This is a genomic window from Venenivibrio stagnispumantis (genome assembly GCF_900182795.1).
GTDB lineage: Bacteria > Aquificota > Aquificia > Aquificales > Hydrogenothermaceae > Venenivibrio > Venenivibrio stagnispumantis.
In genome coordinates this window covers 32,506-50,908 of the sequence record NZ_FXTX01000007.1, presented here as the reverse complement: position 1 = coordinate 50,908, position 18,403 = coordinate 32,506, and the positions used below count along the sequence as shown (strand labels likewise).

22 protein-coding genes, 4 tRNA genes and 1 other RNA gene are annotated in these 18,403 nt (G+C 28.0%); 15 read left to right on the top strand and 12 right to left on the bottom strand.

Translation table 11 applies throughout. The features are described from left to right. Window position 1: 1 nt before the first annotated feature. Genes lepB through QOR43_RS03960 form a run of 3 tightly spaced genes read left to right on the top strand, consistent with a single transcriptional unit; the run spans window position 2 to window position 2,340 of the window. Window positions 2-700, top strand: a complete 699-nt coding sequence (gene lepB, locus QOR43_RS03970; protein WP_265134855.1) for a signal peptidase I — start codon at window positions 2-4, stop codon at window positions 698-700. 57 nt (window positions 701-757) lie between these two features. Further along, a complete protein-coding gene (locus tag QOR43_RS03965) occupies window positions 758-2,035 on the top strand; it encodes a dihydroorotase (RefSeq protein ID WP_265134856.1) in 1,278 nt (425 codons plus the stop codon). After that, entirely contained in the window at window positions 2,032-2,340 is a 309-nt protein-coding gene (locus QOR43_RS03960) for a metal-sulfur cluster assembly factor (RefSeq protein WP_265134857.1), read from the top strand. Before QOR43_RS03965 ends, QOR43_RS03960 begins: the two co-directional genes overlap by 4 nt. Window positions 2,341-2,612: 272 nt before the next feature. Here the strand turns inward: QOR43_RS03960 and ygfZ are convergent, their stop codons facing one another. Then, the gene (gene ygfZ, locus QOR43_RS03955) at window positions 2,613-3,512 is read right to left on the bottom strand and encodes a CAF17-like 4Fe-4S cluster assembly/insertion protein YgfZ (protein ID WP_265134859.1); all 900 of its coding nucleotides are present in this window, start codon (window positions 3,510-3,512) and stop codon (window positions 2,613-2,615) included. 248 nt (window positions 3,513-3,760) lie between these two features. Between ygfZ and QOR43_RS03950 the strand changes: the two genes are divergently transcribed. From QOR43_RS03950 to QOR43_RS03930, 5 genes are all read left to right on the top strand, one after another. After that, entirely contained in the window at window positions 3,761-5,191 is a 1,431-nt protein-coding gene (locus tag QOR43_RS03950; RefSeq protein ID WP_283571426.1) for an NAD(P)/FAD-dependent oxidoreductase, read from the top strand. A 14-nt stretch (window positions 5,192-5,205) separates the two neighbouring features. After that, the gene (locus tag QOR43_RS03945; RefSeq protein WP_265134699.1) at window positions 5,206-5,349 is read left to right on the top strand and encodes a hypothetical protein; all 144 of its coding nucleotides are present in this window, start codon (window positions 5,206-5,208) and stop codon (window positions 5,347-5,349) included. A 67-nt stretch (window positions 5,350-5,416) separates the two neighbouring features. After that, window positions 5,417-6,325 (top strand): branched-chain amino acid transaminase, encoded by a 909-nt coding sequence (locus QOR43_RS03940; protein WP_265134698.1) that lies wholly within the window; start codon window positions 5,417-5,419, stop codon window positions 6,323-6,325. Then, complete coding sequence (locus tag QOR43_RS03935) at window positions 6,326-7,315, top strand: hypothetical protein (protein WP_265134697.1); 990 nt, start codon at window positions 6,326-6,328, stop codon at window positions 7,313-7,315. 10 nt (window positions 7,316-7,325) lie between these two features. After that, complete coding sequence (locus QOR43_RS03930) at window positions 7,326-8,135, top strand: hypothetical protein (RefSeq protein WP_265134696.1); 810 nt, start codon at window positions 7,326-7,328, stop codon at window positions 8,133-8,135. Here the strand turns inward: QOR43_RS03930 and dnaA are convergent. Further along, complete coding sequence (gene dnaA / locus QOR43_RS03925; protein WP_265134695.1) at window positions 8,124-9,422, bottom strand: chromosomal replication initiator protein DnaA; 1,299 nt, start codon at window positions 9,420-9,422, stop codon at window positions 8,124-8,126. The genes QOR43_RS03930 and dnaA overlap by 12 nt on opposite strands. A 209-nt stretch (window positions 9,423-9,631) precedes the next feature. Between dnaA and tatA the strand changes: the two genes are divergently transcribed. After that, window positions 9,632-9,865 (top strand): twin-arginine translocase TatA/TatE family subunit, encoded by a 234-nt coding sequence (gene tatA / locus QOR43_RS03920; RefSeq protein WP_265134694.1) that lies wholly within the window; start codon window positions 9,632-9,634, stop codon window positions 9,863-9,865. A gap of 103 nt (window positions 9,866-9,968) precedes the next feature. Here tatA and QOR43_RS03915 read toward each other — a convergent pair whose 3' ends face one another. The 3 genes from QOR43_RS03915 to QOR43_RS03905 all read right to left on the bottom strand — a co-directional run bounded on the left by QOR43_RS03915 (window position 9,969) and on the right by QOR43_RS03905 (window position 13,714). Beyond that, a complete protein-coding gene (locus QOR43_RS03915) occupies window positions 9,969-10,355 on the bottom strand; it encodes a hypothetical protein (RefSeq protein ID WP_265134693.1) in 387 nt (128 codons plus the stop codon). A gap of 58 nt (window positions 10,356-10,413) precedes the next feature. After that, on the bottom strand, window positions 10,414-13,398 hold the full coding sequence (locus QOR43_RS03910) for an AAA family ATPase (protein ID WP_265134692.1): 2,985 nt from the start codon (window positions 13,396-13,398) through the stop codon (window positions 10,414-10,416). 91 nt (window positions 13,399-13,489) lie between these two features. Beyond that, window positions 13,490-13,714 carry a DUF167 domain-containing protein gene (locus QOR43_RS03905; protein WP_265134691.1) on the bottom strand — a complete coding sequence of 75 codons (225 nt, stop codon included), beginning with the start codon at window positions 13,712-13,714 and terminating at the stop codon, window positions 13,490-13,492. Between the two features lie 71 nt (window positions 13,715-13,785). Between QOR43_RS03905 and QOR43_RS03900 the strand changes: the two genes are divergently transcribed. The 4 genes from QOR43_RS03900 to QOR43_RS03885 all read left to right on the top strand — a co-directional run bounded on the left by QOR43_RS03900 (window position 13,786) and on the right by QOR43_RS03885 (window position 15,174). Continuing rightward, window positions 13,786-13,875: transfer RNA gene (locus QOR43_RS03900), tRNA-Ser, on the top strand. Between the two features lie 18 nt (window positions 13,876-13,893). Then, an RNA gene (gene ffs / locus QOR43_RS03895) (signal recognition particle sRNA small type) lies at window positions 13,894-13,992 on the top strand. 64 nt (window positions 13,993-14,056) lie between these two features. Then, on the top strand, window positions 14,057-14,479 hold the full coding sequence (locus QOR43_RS03890) for a phosphate-starvation-inducible PsiE family protein (protein WP_265134690.1): 423 nt from the start codon (window positions 14,057-14,059) through the stop codon (window positions 14,477-14,479). Window positions 14,480-14,481: 2 nt separating this feature from the next. Then, a complete protein-coding gene (locus tag QOR43_RS03885; protein WP_265134689.1) occupies window positions 14,482-15,174 on the top strand; it encodes a response regulator in 693 nt (230 codons plus the stop codon). Here QOR43_RS03885 and QOR43_RS03880 read toward each other — a convergent pair. After that, window positions 15,171-15,305: a hypothetical protein gene (locus QOR43_RS03880; RefSeq protein ID WP_265134688.1), complete on the bottom strand. Its 135-nt coding sequence runs from the start codon at window positions 15,303-15,305 to the stop codon at window positions 15,171-15,173. The genes QOR43_RS03885 and QOR43_RS03880 overlap by 4 nt on opposite strands. A 139-nt stretch (window positions 15,306-15,444) precedes the next feature. On the opposite strand from QOR43_RS03880, the gene QOR43_RS03875 reads away from it, so the two are divergent. After that, window positions 15,445-15,606 (top strand): phosphate-starvation-inducible PsiE family protein, encoded by a 162-nt coding sequence (locus QOR43_RS03875; RefSeq protein WP_265134687.1) that lies wholly within the window; start codon window positions 15,445-15,447, stop codon window positions 15,604-15,606. Here QOR43_RS03875 and QOR43_RS03870 read toward each other — a convergent pair. The 3 genes from QOR43_RS03870 to QOR43_RS03860 are packed head-to-tail and all read right to left on the bottom strand — an operon-like array spanning window position 15,572 to window position 17,140. Continuing rightward, complete coding sequence (locus QOR43_RS03870) at window positions 15,572-15,796, bottom strand: hypothetical protein (protein ID WP_265134686.1); 225 nt, start codon at window positions 15,794-15,796, stop codon at window positions 15,572-15,574. The genes QOR43_RS03875 and QOR43_RS03870 overlap by 35 nt on opposite strands. Next, the gene (locus tag QOR43_RS03865; protein ID WP_265134685.1) at window positions 15,793-16,053 is read right to left on the bottom strand and encodes an EscU/YscU/HrcU family type III secretion system export apparatus switch protein; all 261 of its coding nucleotides are present in this window, start codon (window positions 16,051-16,053) and stop codon (window positions 15,793-15,795) included. Before QOR43_RS03865 ends, QOR43_RS03870 begins: the two co-directional genes overlap by 4 nt. Next, window positions 16,040-17,140, bottom strand: a complete 1,101-nt coding sequence (locus QOR43_RS03860; RefSeq protein ID WP_265134684.1) for a hypothetical protein — start codon at window positions 17,138-17,140, stop codon at window positions 16,040-16,042. The genes QOR43_RS03865 and QOR43_RS03860 overlap by 14 nt, the downstream gene beginning before the upstream one ends. Before the next feature lie 57 nt (window positions 17,141-17,197). Here QOR43_RS03860 and QOR43_RS03855 point away from each other — a divergent pair, with 57 nt between their 5' ends. Continuing rightward, window positions 17,198-18,112, top strand: coding sequence for an AEC family transporter (locus QOR43_RS03855; RefSeq protein WP_265134683.1), 915 nt, complete (start codon window positions 17,198-17,200; stop codon window positions 18,110-18,112). A gap of 6 nt (window positions 18,113-18,118) precedes the next feature. Here QOR43_RS03855 and QOR43_RS03850 read toward each other — a convergent pair. The 3 genes from QOR43_RS03850 to QOR43_RS03840 form a co-directional block, all read right to left on the bottom strand. Further along, window positions 18,119-18,191: transfer RNA gene (locus QOR43_RS03850), tRNA-Gly, on the bottom strand. A 53-nt stretch (window positions 18,192-18,244) separates the two neighbouring features. Beyond that, a tRNA-Val gene (locus tag QOR43_RS03845) sits at window positions 18,245-18,317 on the bottom strand. Between the two features lie 11 nt (window positions 18,318-18,328). Next, window positions 18,329-18,403, bottom strand: a tRNA-Glu gene (locus tag QOR43_RS03840).

The window sequence follows — 18,403 nt, the reverse complement described above, 5'->3', positions numbered from 1 at the left end:
ATTGAAGGATAATAAAGGGTATAAAGGATTAATAGAAACCATTTTATTTATTATAGTAGTTGTTTCTATTGTGAGGATTTTTTTCGTTCAGGCATTTAATATACCTTCCGGTTCAATGAAACCTTCTCTTTTGGTAGGAGATTTTATATTAGTAAATAAATTAGTATATGGAAGTTGGGATATAGGGATACCTTTTACAAATATAACTTTTTATCATAAAAATAATAGGTTAGCTCAGGTTGATAGGGGAGATGTAATAGTTTTTAAATATCCGGAAGACCCATCAGTAGATTTTATAAAAAGGGTAATCGGCTTACCGGGAGATATTGTAGAGGTTAAAGATGATATAGTTTATCTAAACGGAAAACCTCTAAAAAGAAAAGAAGATGGTTATTATGAAGAGGAAAATGAAAAAGTAAAAAGATATATAGAAACAATACCAAGAAGAGATGGAAAAAATCACAGCTATACAGTTATGGAAATAGAAGATGGAATAGGAGCAGATTTTGGACCTGTGCAAGTTCCACCAAATAGTTATTTTGTTATGGGAGATAATAGGGATAATAGTAAAGATAGTAGATTTTGGGGATTTGTGCCAGATGATTATATTATAGGTCAGGCATTTGTTATATATTTTTCTATAGATTTGAAAAAATTATCTTTAATCAGGTTTGAAAGACTTGGGAAAGTTATCCAATAGTTTGACAAAATTTAAAATCTCTTTAAATTTAAATTAATAAAAAGAAGGAGAGAAGAGTTGATAATTATAAAAAATGGCTATCTTGTTGACCCAGAAAATAATCTAAATGGAAAATTTGATATTTTAATAGAAAATGGAGTTATAAAAAAAATAGATAAAAATATAGAGCCATTTGCAGGAGTAGAAGTTATAAACGCAGAAAACTTGATAATAACACCTTCTTTTGTGGATTTACATGTTCATTTTAGAGACCCAGGACAAACCTATAAAGAAGATATATATACCGGAAGCTTGGCTGCAGTTGCCGGTGGGTATACAACAGTCGTATGTATGCCAAATACTTTGCCTGCAATAGATGATGTTACAATTGTTAGATATATTATAGAAAAAGGAGAAGAAGTAGGTTTATGTAGGGTATTACCTTCTGCTGCTATAACAAAGGGTAGAAAAGGGAAAGAACTCACTGAGATGGCTCTTTTGAAAGATGCCGGAGCCGTATATTTTACAGATGACGGTGCTCCAGTAATGGATTCTTTTATTATGAGAAAAGCAATGGAATATGCCGGTTCAATAGGCTCTTTTGTGGCAGACCATTGCGAAGATTTAAATCTTTCAAATAACGGCGTAGCCCATGAAGGAGAAATAGCAGCAGCTCTTGGGCTCCCTCCACTCCCACCTGAAGCAGAAGATACAATGGTTGCAAGAGATTGCATATTATCTATCCAAACAGGTATGCCTGTTCATATCTGCCATATATCTTCAAAATTATCTGTTGAGATAGTAGCTTGGGCAAAAGCAATGGGAGCGAAAGTAACAGCAGAAGTCACACCCCACCATCTTTATCTTACAGATGAAGAATTTTTAGATTTTAGCTGTATAGCAAAAGTTTCTCCACCACTTAGAACTCATCAAGATATAGAAGCAACAAGATGGGCACTTGCTTCCGGAATTATAGATTATGTAGCAACAGACCATGCACCTCATAGCCATAACGAAAAAATGATGGATTTACATATCTGCCCACCCGGTATGATTGGCTTACAATTTGCTTTACCTATTGTTTTAGAACTTGTGAAAAAAGATTATTTTGATTTAAATAGATTGGTAGAGGTAATGTCAACGAACCCGGCGAAAAAGATAGGGATAAAACCACCGGCATTAAAAGAAGGAGAAATTGCAGAACTTACAATTTTTGACCCTTTTGAAAGCTGGGAAGTTAATGAAGAAACAATCCTGTCTAAAAGTAAAAACACACCATTACTTGGTAAAAAATTAGTAGGAAAGGTTAAATATACATTTTATAATGGAAAAATGGTTTACAAAGATAAACAATGACAGAGTTTGATATTATAGAAGCATTAAAAGAGGTTTATGACCCGGAAATACCATTAGATTTGGTTAATCTTGGGTTAATAAAAAATGTGAAAATAGAAAATAATAAAATATTTATAATTATGACATTAACTACACCAAACTGTCCATTAGAAAATTTTATATTAAAATCAGTAAAAGATAAATTAAAATCAAAATTTAAAGAAAAAGAGATATATATAACTTTTGATTTCACAATACCGTGGAATAGCTCATTTATTTCAGAAGAAGGTAAAGAAAAATTAAAACAACTTGGGTGGAAGGTTTAATTTTCATTTATTAGATAAATTACATCTTTTACTATTTTATCTACCGGTAGATACATAGAGATAAATTCTTCTCTGATATAGCCCTTCTTATCAATAATTGTAACTTTTGCTGAATGGTCTACTGCAATAAATATAATTGCATACTTTTTTTGGAAAACCTTTTGTAGAACCTTCTAAACCAAAGGAAATATAAAATATAGTAATAAGAAATAAAAAAATAGAAAGATACTTTTTCATATCATTTACCTCAAATTTTTTAAATTAAAGATATTTTAACATATTTTTAAAAGTTTTATTTCTCCATTATTTTCAGTTTTATATATTTTTCCTTCTTCTGCTTTTGCCCTAAGTATAAATCCAAGAGCATAGTTATTTTCCGAATTAATAGAGCTAATAAATCCAATAGGTTTTTCCTCTATTATTTTTTCTTCTTCTTTTAGATTATTTAAAATCTCAAATTTTGATAATGTTCTTGGTGATTTGCCTCTAAAATATACCCTTGCTATTACTTCCTGTCCTACATAACAACCTTTATTAAAACTAAATGCATAATCCACAATATTTGTTTCAAGAGGAATAATCCCTTCCTTCAACTCTTTTCCTATTTTTGGAACACAATTTTTTATTCTTAAATCTTCAAAATCTTTTTCAGAAATCTCTTTAAAATCTTTTAAAAGATTAATAAAATCTTCATTCTTTGTAAAAATATCAAAACCAATTTGGTTTAATCTTACCGGATTTTTAGCAATATATATATCTTCCAATTTTTTAAACTCAAAATTATTTAAAGTTATATCAAATCTATTTTTTATAAACTCTTCTGCATCTTCTCCAAATAAATAAAAATGTCTATATCCTTGTAGTTTCTCAAAATAAACTTTTAAAGATAATTTCAATTTTTGAAACTCTTCAATAAGAATATCAGCGGATAAATCTGTGTCAATAATAAAGAAATCTTCTTCTTTAAAAACAAAAAAATCTTTTTCGGCATAACCATTTTTATTTAGCTTTAAAGCATAATAAAATTTATTTTGTTCTAACTTTTTTATATCATTTGTCAAAATACTATCAAGAAATACAATATGTTCATCTTGCAATCCTGTTTTGAAAGGAATTTTGGATTTTTTACCAAAAACTTTTACCTTTTCTTTTTTAAATTCTATCCAATACATTTTTTAACCTCATAATTAGATTTTTTAATTATTTTAAACTGAAAATAAAAATTTTCTATGATTTTGATATATATCAATGAAAATATAAATGGATACATTAATATTTAAATAATTGAATTTATGAAATTTTGGTTAATTGTTGCTAACTTTATAATTTAGGTATATGATAAAAATTAATTAATATTTATTAACACTAAATAAAGATTATATGGTAATATTTTAATATTTAAATTTTTAGGAGGTTTGTCATGGCAAAGATTGTTATTGCAGGAAGTGGATTTGCAGGCCATTATGCTGCACTTATTTTAGCAGATGGTCTAAAAGGCAAAGGTAATCATGAGATTACCGTTGTGACGCCAAATGAAACATTCAATTACATTCCTTCTCTCATTTGGGTTGGTGTAGGACAGTGGCCTGTTGAAAAAACCCAGTTTAAATTAAAGCCTGTTTATGACAAATTCGGGATTAATTATAAGCAGGCATTTTTAACAGAGGTTCATCCTGATGAAAATTATGTAATTATCCAAAACAAATCATCAGGACAAACAGAAAGATTAGATTATGATTTTTTACTTGTGGCAACAGGTCCTAAATTAAATTTTGATGCAACTCCCGGACTTGGTCCTGATAAAGGTTATACATACTCTGTTTGTACTCCTCCACATGCAGTAGAAACAGCCAAAGCATATCTTGAACTTGTTAAAAGATTGGAAAAAGGAGATAAAGCAAAAATAGTGATAGGAACCGGACATGGAACTTGTACCTGCCAAGGAGCAGGTTATGAATTCATTACAAATGTTCATAATGACTTGGTAAGTAGAGGATTAAGAGATAGGGTAGAATTACTTTGGCTATCAAATGAACCAAGACTTGGTGATGCTGGAATAGATGGTGTTGAAGCTAAAATGGGCTCCCTTATTTTTACTTCTGAAATGAGTGCAGAAGGTATATTTTATGATTACGGAATAAATTATGAGATAAGAAGCCATGTTCATAAAGTAGATGAGAAAAAGATATATATTGAAAATTTAGATGGCGAATTTAAAGAGATAGAATATGATTTTGCTATGCTTCTTCCTCCTTTTGCAGGGCAACCAATTAAATGGATAGATAAAGATGGAAATGATATAAAAGATAAAGTTTGTAATCCAGCAGGTTTTGTTAAAGTTGATGCAGTTTATGGCAAACCTTATGAAGAACTTGATGGTCCGGATTGGCCTAAAACTTACCAAAATCCTATATACAAAAATATATTCGCAGCAGGAATTGCTTTTGCACCACCGGGACCCATATCCAAACCGGGTAAATCTCCAAATGGAACAATAATTGCACCGGCACCTCCAAGAACAGGTTATACAGCAGAACTTTCAGGAAAAGCTGCAGCATTAAATATAATTGATATGATAGAAGGAAGAGAACCACAAAATACTGCATCAATGGCAGAAACACCGGGATTATGTATAGCATCAATGAAAAATGGTATATTTAGTGGAATGGCAGGAACAATAGCAATTTATCCGGTTGTAAGAAACAGAAAATTATATCCTGAAACAAATGGAAGAGATTTAGATTTGTGTATAGTAGCACCAGGTAAAGCAGGAGCTTGGTTTAAACTTGGATTACATTATGCATTTTTATGGAAATTACAAGGAAAACCATTCTGGAAATTAATACCATAAAGGAGGAAATAAATATGCAAGCAAAATTCAGATTTTCAGATTCAGACAAAAAAAGAATGCATTCTATAATATTCCAACTTTTTAGAGCAGTTGCACTTGCATTTCGTTTTTTAAAAGCTGTAAAACTTGCAGAAAAAGGTTTCAAAACCGGTCATTAATATCAAAGGGGGTAAAAAGCCCCCTTCTATGCTATAATATTTTTAATCTCATTTTTGGAGGAAATAGATGTCTTTTGTTTATTTTGAAGGAAAAATAGTTCATGAAGATGAAGCAAAAATAAGCATAAAAACAAATTCTTTTCATTACGGAACTGCTGTATTTGAAGGAATAAGAGCTTATTATAATAAAGAAAATGACACCATGTATGGATTATTTTTCAAAGAACATTATCAGAGATTATTTACAAATATGAAAATATTAAATATGAGTATAGATGAAACGATAGATGAGCTTGTAGAGATAACAAAGGACTTAATCAAGAAAAATAATTATAAAGAAGATGTATATATAAGACCAATTGTTTATTTCGCAGATTTAAAAATAAGTCCTAAGCTAATTGGATATACTGCAAGAATAGCTATATATACATTGCCTCTTGGAGATTATATAGATACTTCAAAAGGAATAAAAGCAAAAATATCTTCCTGGACAAGATTAAATGATAATATGATACCGCCAAGGCTTAAAGTAACCGGAGCCTATGTAAATAGTGCATTTGCAAAAACGGAAGCATTACTTGCCGGTGCAGATGAAGCAATAGTTTTAAATAAAAATGGATACGTTTCAGAAGGAAGTGCAGAAAATATATTTATAGTAAGAGATGGGACATTAATAACACCACCAGTAAGTGATGATATTTTGGAAGGAATAACAAGAAAAGCAATTATCCAGATTGCAAAAGATAACAATATACCGGTAGTAGAAAGAAATATTGCAAGAACAGAACTTTATGTAGCTGATGAAGTCTTTTTCTGTGGAACAGGAGCCCAAATATCTCCGGTTGTTATTATAGATGATAGAGTAATAGGTGATGGTAGTCCAGGAAAAATAACTAAATTTATACAAAATATATATTTTGATGCAGTAAGAGGGAAAATAGAAAAATACAAAAACTGGGTAGTAGAAATAAAATAATTGAAAATTTATGATTTTATCAAGCAAGATATAAAAAAGAGTTTTGAAAATATAGAAATAAAAGAAGAAGATTTTTCTATCTCAATAAATTTACCGATAAAAGCAAAATTAAAAACAAATACTGGTAAGTACAAATTAGAACCTATATCTTTTGGAAATTTTACAGAAAATATAGCAACAAATTTAGTCTCTTTAAACAAATTAAATCTATCTTATATTTACAAACAAAAAGAAAGTTTAATAAATTCAATAATTTATATAAAAGAGATTAAAAATCTGTATAAATTAAAATATCTTTTCCTCTTAGAACCAAAAGCTATAATTATTCGGCAAAAACCAAACGAAATATTATACTCTCCTGATTTTCCTATATTTTATACAAATAAAGATATAAAAGAAGAAAATGAAGCTAATTTAAAGATTAAATCAAAAGAAAAATTAATAAAAGGCAAAAATATATTTTTTGATATAGGATATAGTCCTTATCTTATTATAATCTTAGTTCCAATAGATAAAGATAAACTTTCTTTTAATCAATCTTATAAAATCTTCAAAGAAATATTAAGAAGGAGTTTACAGGTAAAAAAACCTTATGGGAAAAAATTAAGGTTTTTATTTACAGATTTATCCAAATATAATTATGCCGGATTAAGAGAGCATTTAAAAAGTATAGATAAACAAAATATAGTTACTATTATAAACCTTGAAGATGTAGGATTTGGAAATGAAGAATTTATTATTAAAAATAAAGAATATTTTCTTAATGGAGAAATGATTAAAAAGATAGATAATATATTAAATGCGATAAAAATTTCCCCAACAAAAAATATTTTAAAAGATTTTAGTTATATAGATGATGTTATCTCTACCATACCATTTATTTGGTTCAAATCACAAAATAAAGTAAATTATATTAATGATTTATTTATTCCAGATAGTTATATATTAAAAATGGCTTTTTTGATTTACTCTATTATATATAAATTATAGGAGTCAAGCAATGATTTTTGATTTATTAATTAGAATAATTTTTGCCATTAATATATTAAGCTTTATGAAAATTGGATATTTTGAATATAAAAATAGCTTAATTGTCGGATTAATTGTTTATATTATAGGTTATATTTTAATTTACTCTTTCCACAAAGAAAAATATTTAGGATTTTTTAATTATGTTTATGATTTTGGATTTTTAATCTTTTTCTTATATTCTATACAACATCCTTATTTATCATTATATTTTGCTCCTTTTTGGTTTTCTCATATAAAAAATAAATATCATCTGGTATTTTCAGTTCTTTTATCTATTATACTCATTACTTATGGCTTTTATATATCTAATTTTTCCGAATATACATTAATAGCTTTAGCTGCTACATTTTATATAGTTTTATTAAAATTTAGATTAACTCAAAAAGAGATAAATGATTTTATAGAAGAAAATAAAGAAATTATGGAAAAATTGTATAATGAAAATATAAAACAAAAAAATTTCATAGATAAATTTGAAAATATAAATGATTTAATAAAAATTTTACGGGCATATAAAAATGAAGATATTTCTATTGATGAATTAATTGCCGGAATATATGATATAACAAAAGCAGATGGCGTTGTTTTTTTAGATTTTGAGAACAAAATTTGTAAAAAAATAGGTATTTATGAATGTCATGATATAAACAAAAATGAAAAATATAATAAATCAATAAATTTTACATTTAATGGTAAATCTATATATATCCTTTATAAAGAAGATATAGAAGTAGATAAAGATATATTTGATATTTTAAATGATTATTTAAAGGGATAATATCTTTTCCTTCAAAAATTCTACCATTAGCTTAAATTTTCTGTCTTTTTCCATTGTTTCTTTAACTTTTTCTATTGCACTTAAGATTGTTGTATGGTCTTTTTTCTTAAAAGCTTTTTGGATTTGGGTTAAAGAGCTATCTGTTAATTCTCTCGAAAGATACATAGCTATCTGTCTTGCCATAACAACTTTTTTCTTTTTAGAATTTCCAACTATTTCCGATATATTAATTCCAAGATAAGACGCCACTTCTTTTTGAATTTTTTCTATGGATAGCTCTTCTACCTGTTTTAGCTCTAAAATATCTCTTAAAACTTCTCTTGCCAGTTCTAAATTTATATCTTTTTTTAGGATTTCACTATAGGCTTTAAGTCTTAATAACGAACCTTCTATCTCTCTTATACTTGTGTCAATTGTTTTTGCAATAAATAGCATCACATCTTTTGATAGATTTATGTTCATACTTTCCGCTTTTTTCTTTATTATGGATATTTTTGTGTCTAAATCCGGTTTTTTTACTTCAACTACCAAACCACTTGCAAATCTGCTTATTAATCTTTTTTCTATACCGGTTATTTTTAAAGGTGGTGTATCAGATGATAAGATTACCTGACTTCCTATTAGATGTAATGCATTAAAAATATGATAAAACTCTATCTGAGTTTTTTCTTTACCGGCTAAAAACTGCACATCATCAATAAGTAATAATGTTAAATCTTTATATTTTTTTCTAAATTCAAGAATTGAGCCTTTTTGAATATAAGATATAAGTTCGGAAGTAAATGTATCTGCTGTGGTATAAATTATTTTTGCAGAAGGATTTTTAGATAACAAATAATATGCTGTAGCGTGTAATAAATGGGTTTTCCCAAGTCCTACATCTCCATATATAAATAATGGATTGTATATCTTTCCCGGATTTTCTGCAACAGTTATACAGGCAGAATATGCTAATTTATTACATTCTCCAATTACCAAATTTGAAAATGTATACTTAGGATTAAGATTGGAAAATTGATAGTGGCTATCTTCCTTCTTTTCTGATTGTTGTTTTATTTTTGTTGTAGATACATGGATTTTTACTTTTTTTCCAAGTAATTTTTCAGCAGTTTCTTCCATTAAATCTTTAAGCTGATTTTCTATTATTGATTTTGATATCTTTATAGGTGTATATAAATATAAAACACCATCTTTAAATTCAACTTCTTTTATATCTCTCAAAGCAAGTGAGAAATCAGCATCTATTTTGTTTTTTATTGAAGATATTAATTTATTCCAGATATCCATTAAGCATCACTCTCCCTTTCTTATAAAGAGGATAAAAATTATATCTCAATTTTTAAAATTTTTTAAGAAAAATTTTTTTGCAATTTAAAAATTTTAGTAGTATAATTCAGGTTTATATAATAACCTTTATCTCTTTTAAAGATTATTTGCTTTTGTAAAAAAATGGTTTAAAATAATAAAGAAGGCAAATTAAAAATAAGGAGAAAAAAATGGGCTCTATAGGAATACCGGAATTACTACTTGTATTTGCTATAATTTTATTATTATTTGGAGCCAAGAAACTTCCTGAAATAGGAAGAGGTCTTGGAGAAGGTATTAGAAGTTTTAAATCTGCTTTTAGCGGTGAAGAAGAAAAGAAAGAAGAAAAAATAGTCCAAGCTAAAGAAATAGAAGCAGAAGTAATAAAGAAAGAAGAAAAAGAAAAGGTTAAAACTGAAACATAAATTAAATTTTTTCTATAAAAAAACTGCCTCCTATAAGGAGGCAATTCTTCCAATTCTATTAATAATGATATATTTTACTCTGTAAAATTAAAAAACAGTTTTATTAATCCCCTTCTCCTATTTCCGGAATTTCAGGTGTGCACTCTTCAATCCATCCACATTTTATACAAACATAACATTCCCTTGGTTCTTGTTCTTCATCTATGATTTCTTTGCTTACTGCTATATAGCCACAGTTATGGCATCTTTTTACATCTAACAGTAAAGTTCCATCTGCCAATTCAAAGCCTTTTTCTGTTTCATAAACAAAATCTCCATTTTCAGTTTTTATAAACTCACCATTAAAAGCTTGTGCGGGAATTTGATAATCATTTTTAATAGCATATATCACAGCTTCTGATACTGTTTTAAGTTTAGCAATTTCTGCATTTGTCAATGCATCTATAACTGATACTGCTTGATAAGATGGTTTGAAATATACTCTTTTCATGGTACTTCCCTCCTTTTTAATAAAGAAGCGGTGTTAAAAACCGCTTCTATTTAAATATCTATCTTTGTGGAGTAAATGTCAACTGGTTAGATGCTTCATCATAATCTACTATAACAGTATCTCCTTCTCTGATTTCTTTTCTTAGTATCTTTTCAGATAAAGGAGTTTCTAAATATTTTTGTATAGCTCTTCTTAATGGTCTTGCACCATAGAGAGGGTCATATCCTACTTTTGTAATAAATTCTTTTGCTTTTTCTGTCAATTCTATTCTGATATTTTTATCTAATAATCTTTTGTTAAGATTAGATACCATTATATCAACAATAGCAAATATATCTTTTTTGAATAATGGCTTAAATACTATTATCTCATCTATTCTATTTAAAAATTCCGGTCTAAAATAATGTTTTATTTCTTCTAAAACTTTCTCTTTTGCTATATTAAACTCTTTTTCTATAACATCTTCCGGAGCATCAAACGGAATAAGTGTTAAATATTGGCTTCCTATATTTGATGTCATAATTATAATAGTATTTCTAAAATTCACTGTTCTTCCTTGTGAATCTGTCAATCTTCCATCATCCAATACTTGTAAGAATAAATCAAAGACTCTTGGATGAGCTTTTTCTATCTCATCAAGTAATATTACAGAATAAGGTCTTCTTCTTACTGCTTCTGTAAGTTTTCCACCTTCTTCATATCCAACATATCCAGGAGGTGCTCCTATCAATTTAGCAACAGAGTGTTCTTCTTTAAATTCTGACATATCAAGTCTGATAAGTGCATCTTCATCATCAAAAAGAAGCTCTGCAAGAGTTTTTGCAAGCTCTGTTTTACCTACCCCAGTTGGTCCAAGGAACATAAATGAAGCAAGAGGTTTTCTTGGATCAGAAAGACCGGCTCTTGCTCTTCTAATTGCTTCTGCAACAAGTTTTACTGCATGTTCCTGGTCTATTAATCTTTTATGCATCTCTTCTTCAAGATGTAAAAGTCTTTCCATCTCTTCTTCTTTCATTTTTGAAATTGGTATTCCTGTCCATTCAGATACTACTTCTGCTACATCATCTTCTGTAACAACAGTTTCTTCTGACATTTTCTGTTGTAATTCTTTAAGTTCTTTTTCAAGTTTGGCTTTTTCTATCTTTGCTTCTGCTTCTTTTTCATAATCTCCTCTTTGAGAATACTCTAATATCTTTTTATCAATTTCTTGAATTTTTTTCTCAATTTCTTCCAACTTTGATTTAACATCGGAAGATTTAGATTTTAATGCATTAAGTTCTTTTTCAAGTTTAGCTTTTTCTATCTTTAATTTTGCTTCTTTTTCATAATCTCTTTCTAAGGAAGCCTGAACTATCTGTTCATCTATCATTTTTATTCTTCTTTCAAGCTCTATAACTTCCGGTGGAGCATATACAAGTTTTAATTTTTTTCTTGCACAGGCTTGGTCTAAGGCATCAATTGCTTTATCCGGTAATTTTCTTGAAGGAATATATCTATGGGTTAATTTTGCTGCTGCTACTATAGCTTTTTCATCTATTTTTACATTATGGTGTTTTTCAAGTCTTGGTTTTAATGCTCTTAATATCTCTATGGTAGTTTCTACATCCGGTTCTTCTACATATACAGGCTGAAATCTTCTTTCTAATGCCGGGTCTTTTTCTATATATTTTCTATATTCATCAAGGGTTGTTGCTCCTATTACTCTAAGCTCTCCTCTGGCAAGAGCAGGTTTTAATAAATTACCTGCATCAGAAGCTCCTTCTGCTTTACCTGCACCTACAATAGTATGTATTTCGTCTATAAACAGTATTATATTTCCTTCCTTTTTAACTTCATCAATAAGATTTTTTAATCTTTCTTCAAATTCTCCTCTATATTTACTACCTGCAACCAATGCTCCCATATCAAGAGATAAAATTCTTTTATCATATAAATCTTCCGGAACTTCTTTATTTACTATTTTTTGAGCAAGTCCTTCAACAATTGCTGTTTTACCTACACCGGCTTCTCCAATTAAAACAGGGTTGTTTTTTGTTCTTCTCAGTAATATTTCTATAACTTGCTGGAGTTCCCTTTCCCTACCGATAACAGGGTCAAGTTTTCCTTCTTTTGCCAACTTTGTTAAATCAGTAGTAAATTTCTCTAATGCAGATTTTTCTTCTTCTGCCATTTCTTTTTGAATGTTTTTTCCATTCATTGCTTCTTTTCCTCCTTTTTTTTCTAAATCTAATATTTCTTTTAATATTTTTCCTGCTATTGTATCTTCTGCTTCTATTAATGCAGTAGCAATATGAGTTAATTTAACTTGTGGTTCCCCGCCTTCTACTGCAAGTTTTTCTGCCTGTTCTAAAACTTTAACAATTTTATCAGAATATATTTTATCCGGTTTAAAATCTACAACATTGCTTAATATTTTATAAATAAATCTATCTTCTGAAAATCCAAGCTCTCCTATCTGTTTTATTAAAGGATGTGATTTTATTATCTCATTTATAAATGCTGATAAACTTATATCTCCTGATAAATATCTTTCTATAGTTCTTCTATCTGCCAATTGGGTCAAAGAAGATTTTATTTCTTCTATCTTAGATATTATATTTTTTTCATAAATATCTAATCTTTCATACTCTCTTCTTATTGTAGAAGAAAATCCAAAAAATGAGCTTTCCTCATAGCTCAATCTTTCTTTTAATCTTCTTTTTTCTTTAATTACCCTTTCAAGCTCTTTTGTAAGATTTAAATAATCTGCCCTTATCTCAGAAAGTTGCGGGATAACTTTTTTTAAGTTATTTATATAATCTTCCAAAGTTTTATTAATTTGAGAATAAATATTTTCAAGATATTCATAAATACCTTCCTTTAATTTCTGAGTATCTATATCCCTTTTTTCTAATAGCTTTAAAAGTGGTGATTGGGAAGTAGATATAAGAGCAAGTAATAAATGGTCTGTATCAACCAATGGTTCATTTTTTTGCTTTGCTATTTCTTGTGCCTTTTCTAAAACATCTTTGGCTTTCTTTTCCAACAGATTTTCGCTAAACATCTTTCCTCTCCTTTAGTATTTTAATTATAAAAAATTTTAGTATAGTATTATAAATAAATTTAAGTTAAATTTTTTAAATTGCAATAGATTTTTAATCTTTAATTAAAATCTTTTTTTCTTTTGATGTTAAGCCGGATATAATTTCTAAATTAGATTTTGGTATATCTAAAAACTCAGCTAAAAGTTCTATAACTTTTTGATTTGCTTTTCCTTTTTCCGGTGATGTTGTTATTCTTATTTCAAAATTATCTTCTTCTATTTTTTTTATCTCATTTTTTGAGGCATTTAGTTTTACTTTTATTTTTATTATTTTCATACACTCCTCTTGAAATTTTTTTTATTGTTTATATGATATAATATTATTTCCTTAAAAATGAAAAGTCAATCGGATAGGTGTCCGAGTGGCCGAAGGAGCAGCACTGGAAATGCTGTGTACCGGTAATTCCGGTACCGCGGGTTCGAATCCCGCCCTATCCGCTTGTGTATTAGATTCTAATCCGGGTCCCTCTGGATAGGAGTTGGTGAACCTCCCCAGGTCCGGAAGGAAGCAAGGATAAGCCAAACTTCCTATGCCGGAGGGGGTGCCCGGTTTAAAATATTAAAAAATTTTAACCAATTCTTAATATTCCCTAAACAAAATATTAATATAATATTGAGTATGAGAGAATTAGTTTTAAAATTGAATATACTAAATACTGCTGTAAATATAACCTTCTTACTACTGGAAATATTTTTATCTATTGGATTATTACTTGCTATATTTAACCTTTTTAAAGATTTATATATATCTTTTCCAAATTCAAAAGATATGTTTAATATACTGATAAATTCTTCATTTTCTATATTTATCTTACTTGAAATAATAAAAAGCATAAATGAATATTTCCAATATAAACGAATAAAAATAACTACAATTACCGAAATTACGATTATATTTATAATGAGGGAGATAATAATAGGTTTATATCAGCATTCATTGAAATTTGAAGATAGTTTATATCTATCCATAGTATTGTTAATTTTGACTTTAATAAGAATTTTATCTGTAAAATTTTCACCAATTAATATAGAAAGGAGATAAAAATGGCAAATTTAGTTTTTGTTGTTGAGGATGATAGGGATATAAATGATTTATTAACTTATAATCTAAGAAAAGAAGGATATGAAGTAAAGCCTTTTTTAAGCAGTAGGCAGGCACTTGAAGAACTAAAGAATATAAAGCCGGATATAATTTTACTTGATGTTATGCTTCCGGATATAGATGGTTTAGAGTTTTGTAAAATTGTAAAATCAAACAAAAATACAGAAAAAATACCGATAATTATGATTACTGCAAAAGGAACAGAAATAGATAAAATAGTAGGATTAGAACTTGGAGCAGATGATTATATAACAAAACCTTTTTCTATAAGGGAAGTAATAGCAAGAATAAAAACAGTTTTAAGAAGATATAAATATTCTACTTTACTCCAATCCCCTACTATAAAATTTAAAGATTTGGAAATAATTCCAGAAAAATTTGAAGTAAGATTAAAAAATGAAAAATTAAATATAACCACAACACAATTAAAATTATTGATAGCATTAATTACTGCAAATGGTAGAGTTTTATCAAGGGATTATATCTTAAATAATGTTTGGAATGAAGAAAAAGATGTGTATGATAGAACAATAGATGTCCATATAAAACATTTAAGAGATAGCTTAAAAGATTATGGTAAATTCATAAAAACAGTTAGAGGGATAGGATATAGATGGAGTTGTGATGAAGATTAACCTTTTTCTTTTAATTTTCTCAATCTTCTTCTTATAGCTATATCCTTCCTTAAAACATCCTTACTAAACCAAAATTTAGGAAGATAATACATAAGTGGTGTCAACAGTTGCCAAAAAACATACTCAATCATTGACAACTGCAGACTTTCGGGAACTCCCCTTAGATTTTGTCCTTCTTTTTGAAGAACTTTTCAGGGAAACTCCCAACGGCACCACTGAACCGTCCCTAAATTTTTATATATTTTTATATTAACAGAGTTATTCAGGCTTATGATTGTATATCTTTCTGAAAGAAGAATAGATACTTCCTTAATAGTTAAAACTACATTGATAGCAATATTAAGGGAAATTATTATAAAAGCTCCTACTTTTCATTTACCGGAATATATAGGAGTTTCTATACTATTATCTGTTTTGGGACTAACTCTGTAAATTTAGTACTCCCGCTCACTAAATCTGTAAACAAATCATAAATAGCTATTAAATTAAGATAAAATAATAATAATGTAAGTAAAAAAACTATTAAATCTTCAAATAGTTCTAAAAAATTACCTATTTCTCCATGAAATCTAAAATGTCCAGATTTAAAATCTTTAAAAATGCTTTTTATTTTATCCTTCATTCTCTCCTCACTTGTGTATATAAAAATATAAAAATTTTCGCTACTACTTTATATAACTCTTCCGGAATTTCTTCATATAATTCTAAATTAGATAACATCTCTACAAGATATTTATCTTCCTTTATATATACTCCATTCTCTTTCGCCGTTTGTATAATCTTTTCTGCTATTACACCTTTACCTTTTGCCACAACCTTAGGAGCATTATCCTTTTCCCTTTCATATTTTAAAGCAACTGCTTTTTTAAGCTCTTCCATCTATATTTATAACCGGTTCCTTATTTATAAATGTTATAGATATAAGATTAACATCTTCTAAGCTTTTTTTCAATTCTAAAATATTATTTCTTATTTTATCTTCTAAATTTTTATTTTGTATTGCGAATGTAATATATAAATCTTTTTTATCAAATAAGGCTATTAATACAGATAATTTTCCATAATCTTTTAAATCTAAATCTAATCTTGCAAGATAGCTTTCTTTTTCTAAATCTATTTTTTGTTTTTTCATTTGAAAAAATGCATAATTAAGATAGTTCCACGCAATAGGCAAAAATAAAAATATTGAGTTTGTCATATAAGAGTATAACTGCATATTTTTTATATCTTGTAATAATTCGTTATTTTCAGATAGGTATAACATATATTTTAAATCTTGTGAAACTTCTCCTTCTGATAATTTTTTTTCAAAAAATATTCCTGAGTTTTGAATGGCAACTTTGATATTATTTTCATCTAATTTTTTAATATCTATAAAAAGATTTTTTACATTTTCCGGTATATTTTCTATTTTTTGCTTAAAACTTTCTTTTATTGAGCTTTCTATCTGTTTTAATAGCTCATTTTTTATATTTTCGCTTAGAAGTATATCTTGTATTAAAGAAGATGGAATATTTTTTATCTCAAAATTTTTGATAGCTTCTTCTAAAATCAATATTTTTATTTGATTTGATAAATCATTTGAGTTTAATAGATTTTCTATTAATTTAGGTAAATTTGATATATTTTCTTTTTCATCAATCAATTTTAGATTTTTCAATAAATCTATCAGATTTTCTATACCTGATTTTTTTGGAATTATATCTAATATTTGTAATTTTATTTTATTATCTGTATTTCCTGTATCCAAAACTTTTAAAAGTAATTGGTAATCTTTTGAAAGAGGTATTTCGGTTTTCAATGTCAGAAAACTATCTTTTAATCTTACTACTACTGCACCGGAAGGAAGTATATCTATAATATCTGCTTTTAATGTTTCTCCGGATTTTAAAGATATAGAACTCCCCAGAGGTTTTACAATATTAACAAACTCAATATTTTGCATAACAGGTTTGAAATTTATCATGATTAATATTTTAAGTTTATGATATTCTTTTTTCAAATTTTTCAGGAGGTTTAATATTTGTTTGATAATTTAGTTATAATGATTTCTATCTTTATTCTCGGATATATAGTAAAAAAATTAAATCTTTTTCCTGAGCATTACTCAAAAGCATTTATTGATTTTATTATGAAAGTGGGTTTTCCGGCTCTTGTTATTTATAATGTGTATTATCTGCATATAGATTTTAGATTCATTTACGTTATTCTTTTTGGCGTATTTAGTATATTGCTTGGTATTTTTACCGGATATTTAATCTCAAAATTTCTAAAACTTGATAAAAAACAAAGCATTACAGTCATAATGATGGTTAGCTTTTCCAATACCGGATTTTTAGGTTATCCTTTTATTCATGCTTTATATGGTGAGGAAGGATTGAGATATGCAATCATTTTTGATAATTTGGCAATGTTTGTTCCTATCTCTTTTCTTGCACCGGTTATTTTATCTTTTAGTAAAGAAGAAAAAAAATTGGAGTTTTTAAATATTTTAAAATCTGTATTTCTTTCTATTCCTTTTTTAGCTTTGATTATAGGTTTCTTATTAAAGCCTTTTTACCTTCCACCTTTATTTTTAAAAATGCTTCATACCTTAGGAGATACAGTTATTCCACTTATTATGTTCTCTCTTGGAATGATTTTAAAATTCTCACATCTGAAAGAAAATATAAAGCTGATATCTTTTATTTTATTTATTAGGAATATTTTTATTCCTTCTTTACTTTTAATCATTTTAATTTTGGTAAATGTAGATTTAACCTTAGAATGGAAAGTTGGCTTATTAGAGATGGCAATGCCACCTATGGTTTTGGCTTCTATTTATGTTATAGAAGCTAATCTTGATAAAGATACTGCTGTTTCATCTGTAGCTTCCGGAATAATACTTAGTTTTATCACTATACCTATTTTTTACTTGATTTTAGAAAGGATATTATAAAGAGAGAGCGAGCGACGGGACTCGAACCCGCGACCTATTCCTTGGCAAGGAATCGCTCTACCAACTGAGCTACGCTCGCATAATATATATATTATATGCAAAACCCGCCCGTATGTCAAACGGGACGGAAGATGGTCGGTATAGGACTTGAACCTATGACCCCCTGCGTGTCGAGCAGGTGCTCTGCCAACTGAGCTAACCGACCATTTTCAAAAGTGCCCCCAACGGGATTCGAACCCGTGTCGCCGGCGTGAAAGGCCGGTGTCCTAGGCCTGGCTAGACGATGGGGGC

Bases quoted from the DNA above. Each gene is read 5' to 3' on its own strand.
- dnaA (WP_265134695.1), bottom strand. From the start codon at position 9,422: ATGGATATCTGGAATAAATTAATATCTTCAATAAAAAACAAAATAGAT.
- QOR43_RS03945 (WP_265134699.1), top strand. From the start codon at position 5,206: ATGCAAGCAAAATTCAGATTTTCAGATTCAGACAAAAAAAGAATGCAT.
- QOR43_RS03910 (WP_265134692.1), bottom strand. From the start codon at position 13,398: ATGTTTAGCGAAAATCTGTTGGAAAAGAAAGCCAAAGATGTTTTAGAA.
- QOR43_RS03885 (WP_265134689.1), top strand. From the start codon at position 14,482: ATGGCAAATTTAGTTTTTGTTGTTGAGGATGATAGGGATATAAATGAT.
- QOR43_RS03860 (WP_265134684.1), bottom strand. From the start codon at position 17,140: ATGATAAATTTCAAACCTGTTATGCAAAATATTGAGTTTGTTAATATT.
- QOR43_RS03880 (WP_265134688.1), bottom strand. From the start codon at position 15,305: ATGATTGAGTATGTTTTTTGGCAACTGTTGACACCACTTATGTATTAT.
- QOR43_RS03865 (WP_265134685.1), bottom strand. From the start codon at position 16,053: ATGGAAGAGCTTAAAAAAGCAGTTGCTTTAAAATATGAAAGGGAAAAG.
- ygfZ (WP_265134859.1), bottom strand. From the start codon at position 3,512: ATGTATTGGATAGAATTTAAAAAAGAAAAGGTAAAAGTTTTTGGTAAA.
- QOR43_RS03905 (WP_265134691.1), bottom strand. From the start codon at position 13,714: ATGAAAATAATAAAAATAAAAGTAAAACTAAATGCCTCAAAAAATGAG.
- QOR43_RS03870 (WP_265134686.1), bottom strand. From the start codon at position 15,796: ATGAAGGATAAAATAAAAAGCATTTTTAAAGATTTTAAATCTGGACAT.
- QOR43_RS03960 (WP_265134857.1), top strand. From the start codon at position 2,032: ATGACAGAGTTTGATATTATAGAAGCATTAAAAGAGGTTTATGACCCG.
- QOR43_RS03890 (WP_265134690.1), top strand. From the start codon at position 14,057: ATGAGAGAATTAGTTTTAAAATTGAATATACTAAATACTGCTGTAAAT.
- QOR43_RS03915 (WP_265134693.1), bottom strand. From the start codon at position 10,355: ATGAAAAGAGTATATTTCAAACCATCTTATCAAGCAGTATCAGTTATA.
- QOR43_RS03940 (WP_265134698.1), top strand. From the start codon at position 5,417: ATGTCTTTTGTTTATTTTGAAGGAAAAATAGTTCATGAAGATGAAGCA.
- QOR43_RS03875 (WP_265134687.1), top strand. From the start codon at position 15,445: ATGATTGTATATCTTTCTGAAAGAAGAATAGATACTTCCTTAATAGTT.
- QOR43_RS03930 (WP_265134696.1), top strand. From the start codon at position 7,326: ATGATTTTTGATTTATTAATTAGAATAATTTTTGCCATTAATATATTA.
- tatA (WP_265134694.1), top strand. From the start codon at position 9,632: ATGGGCTCTATAGGAATACCGGAATTACTACTTGTATTTGCTATAATT.
- QOR43_RS03950 (WP_283571426.1), top strand. From the start codon at position 3,761: ATGGCAAAGATTGTTATTGCAGGAAGTGGATTTGCAGGCCATTATGCT.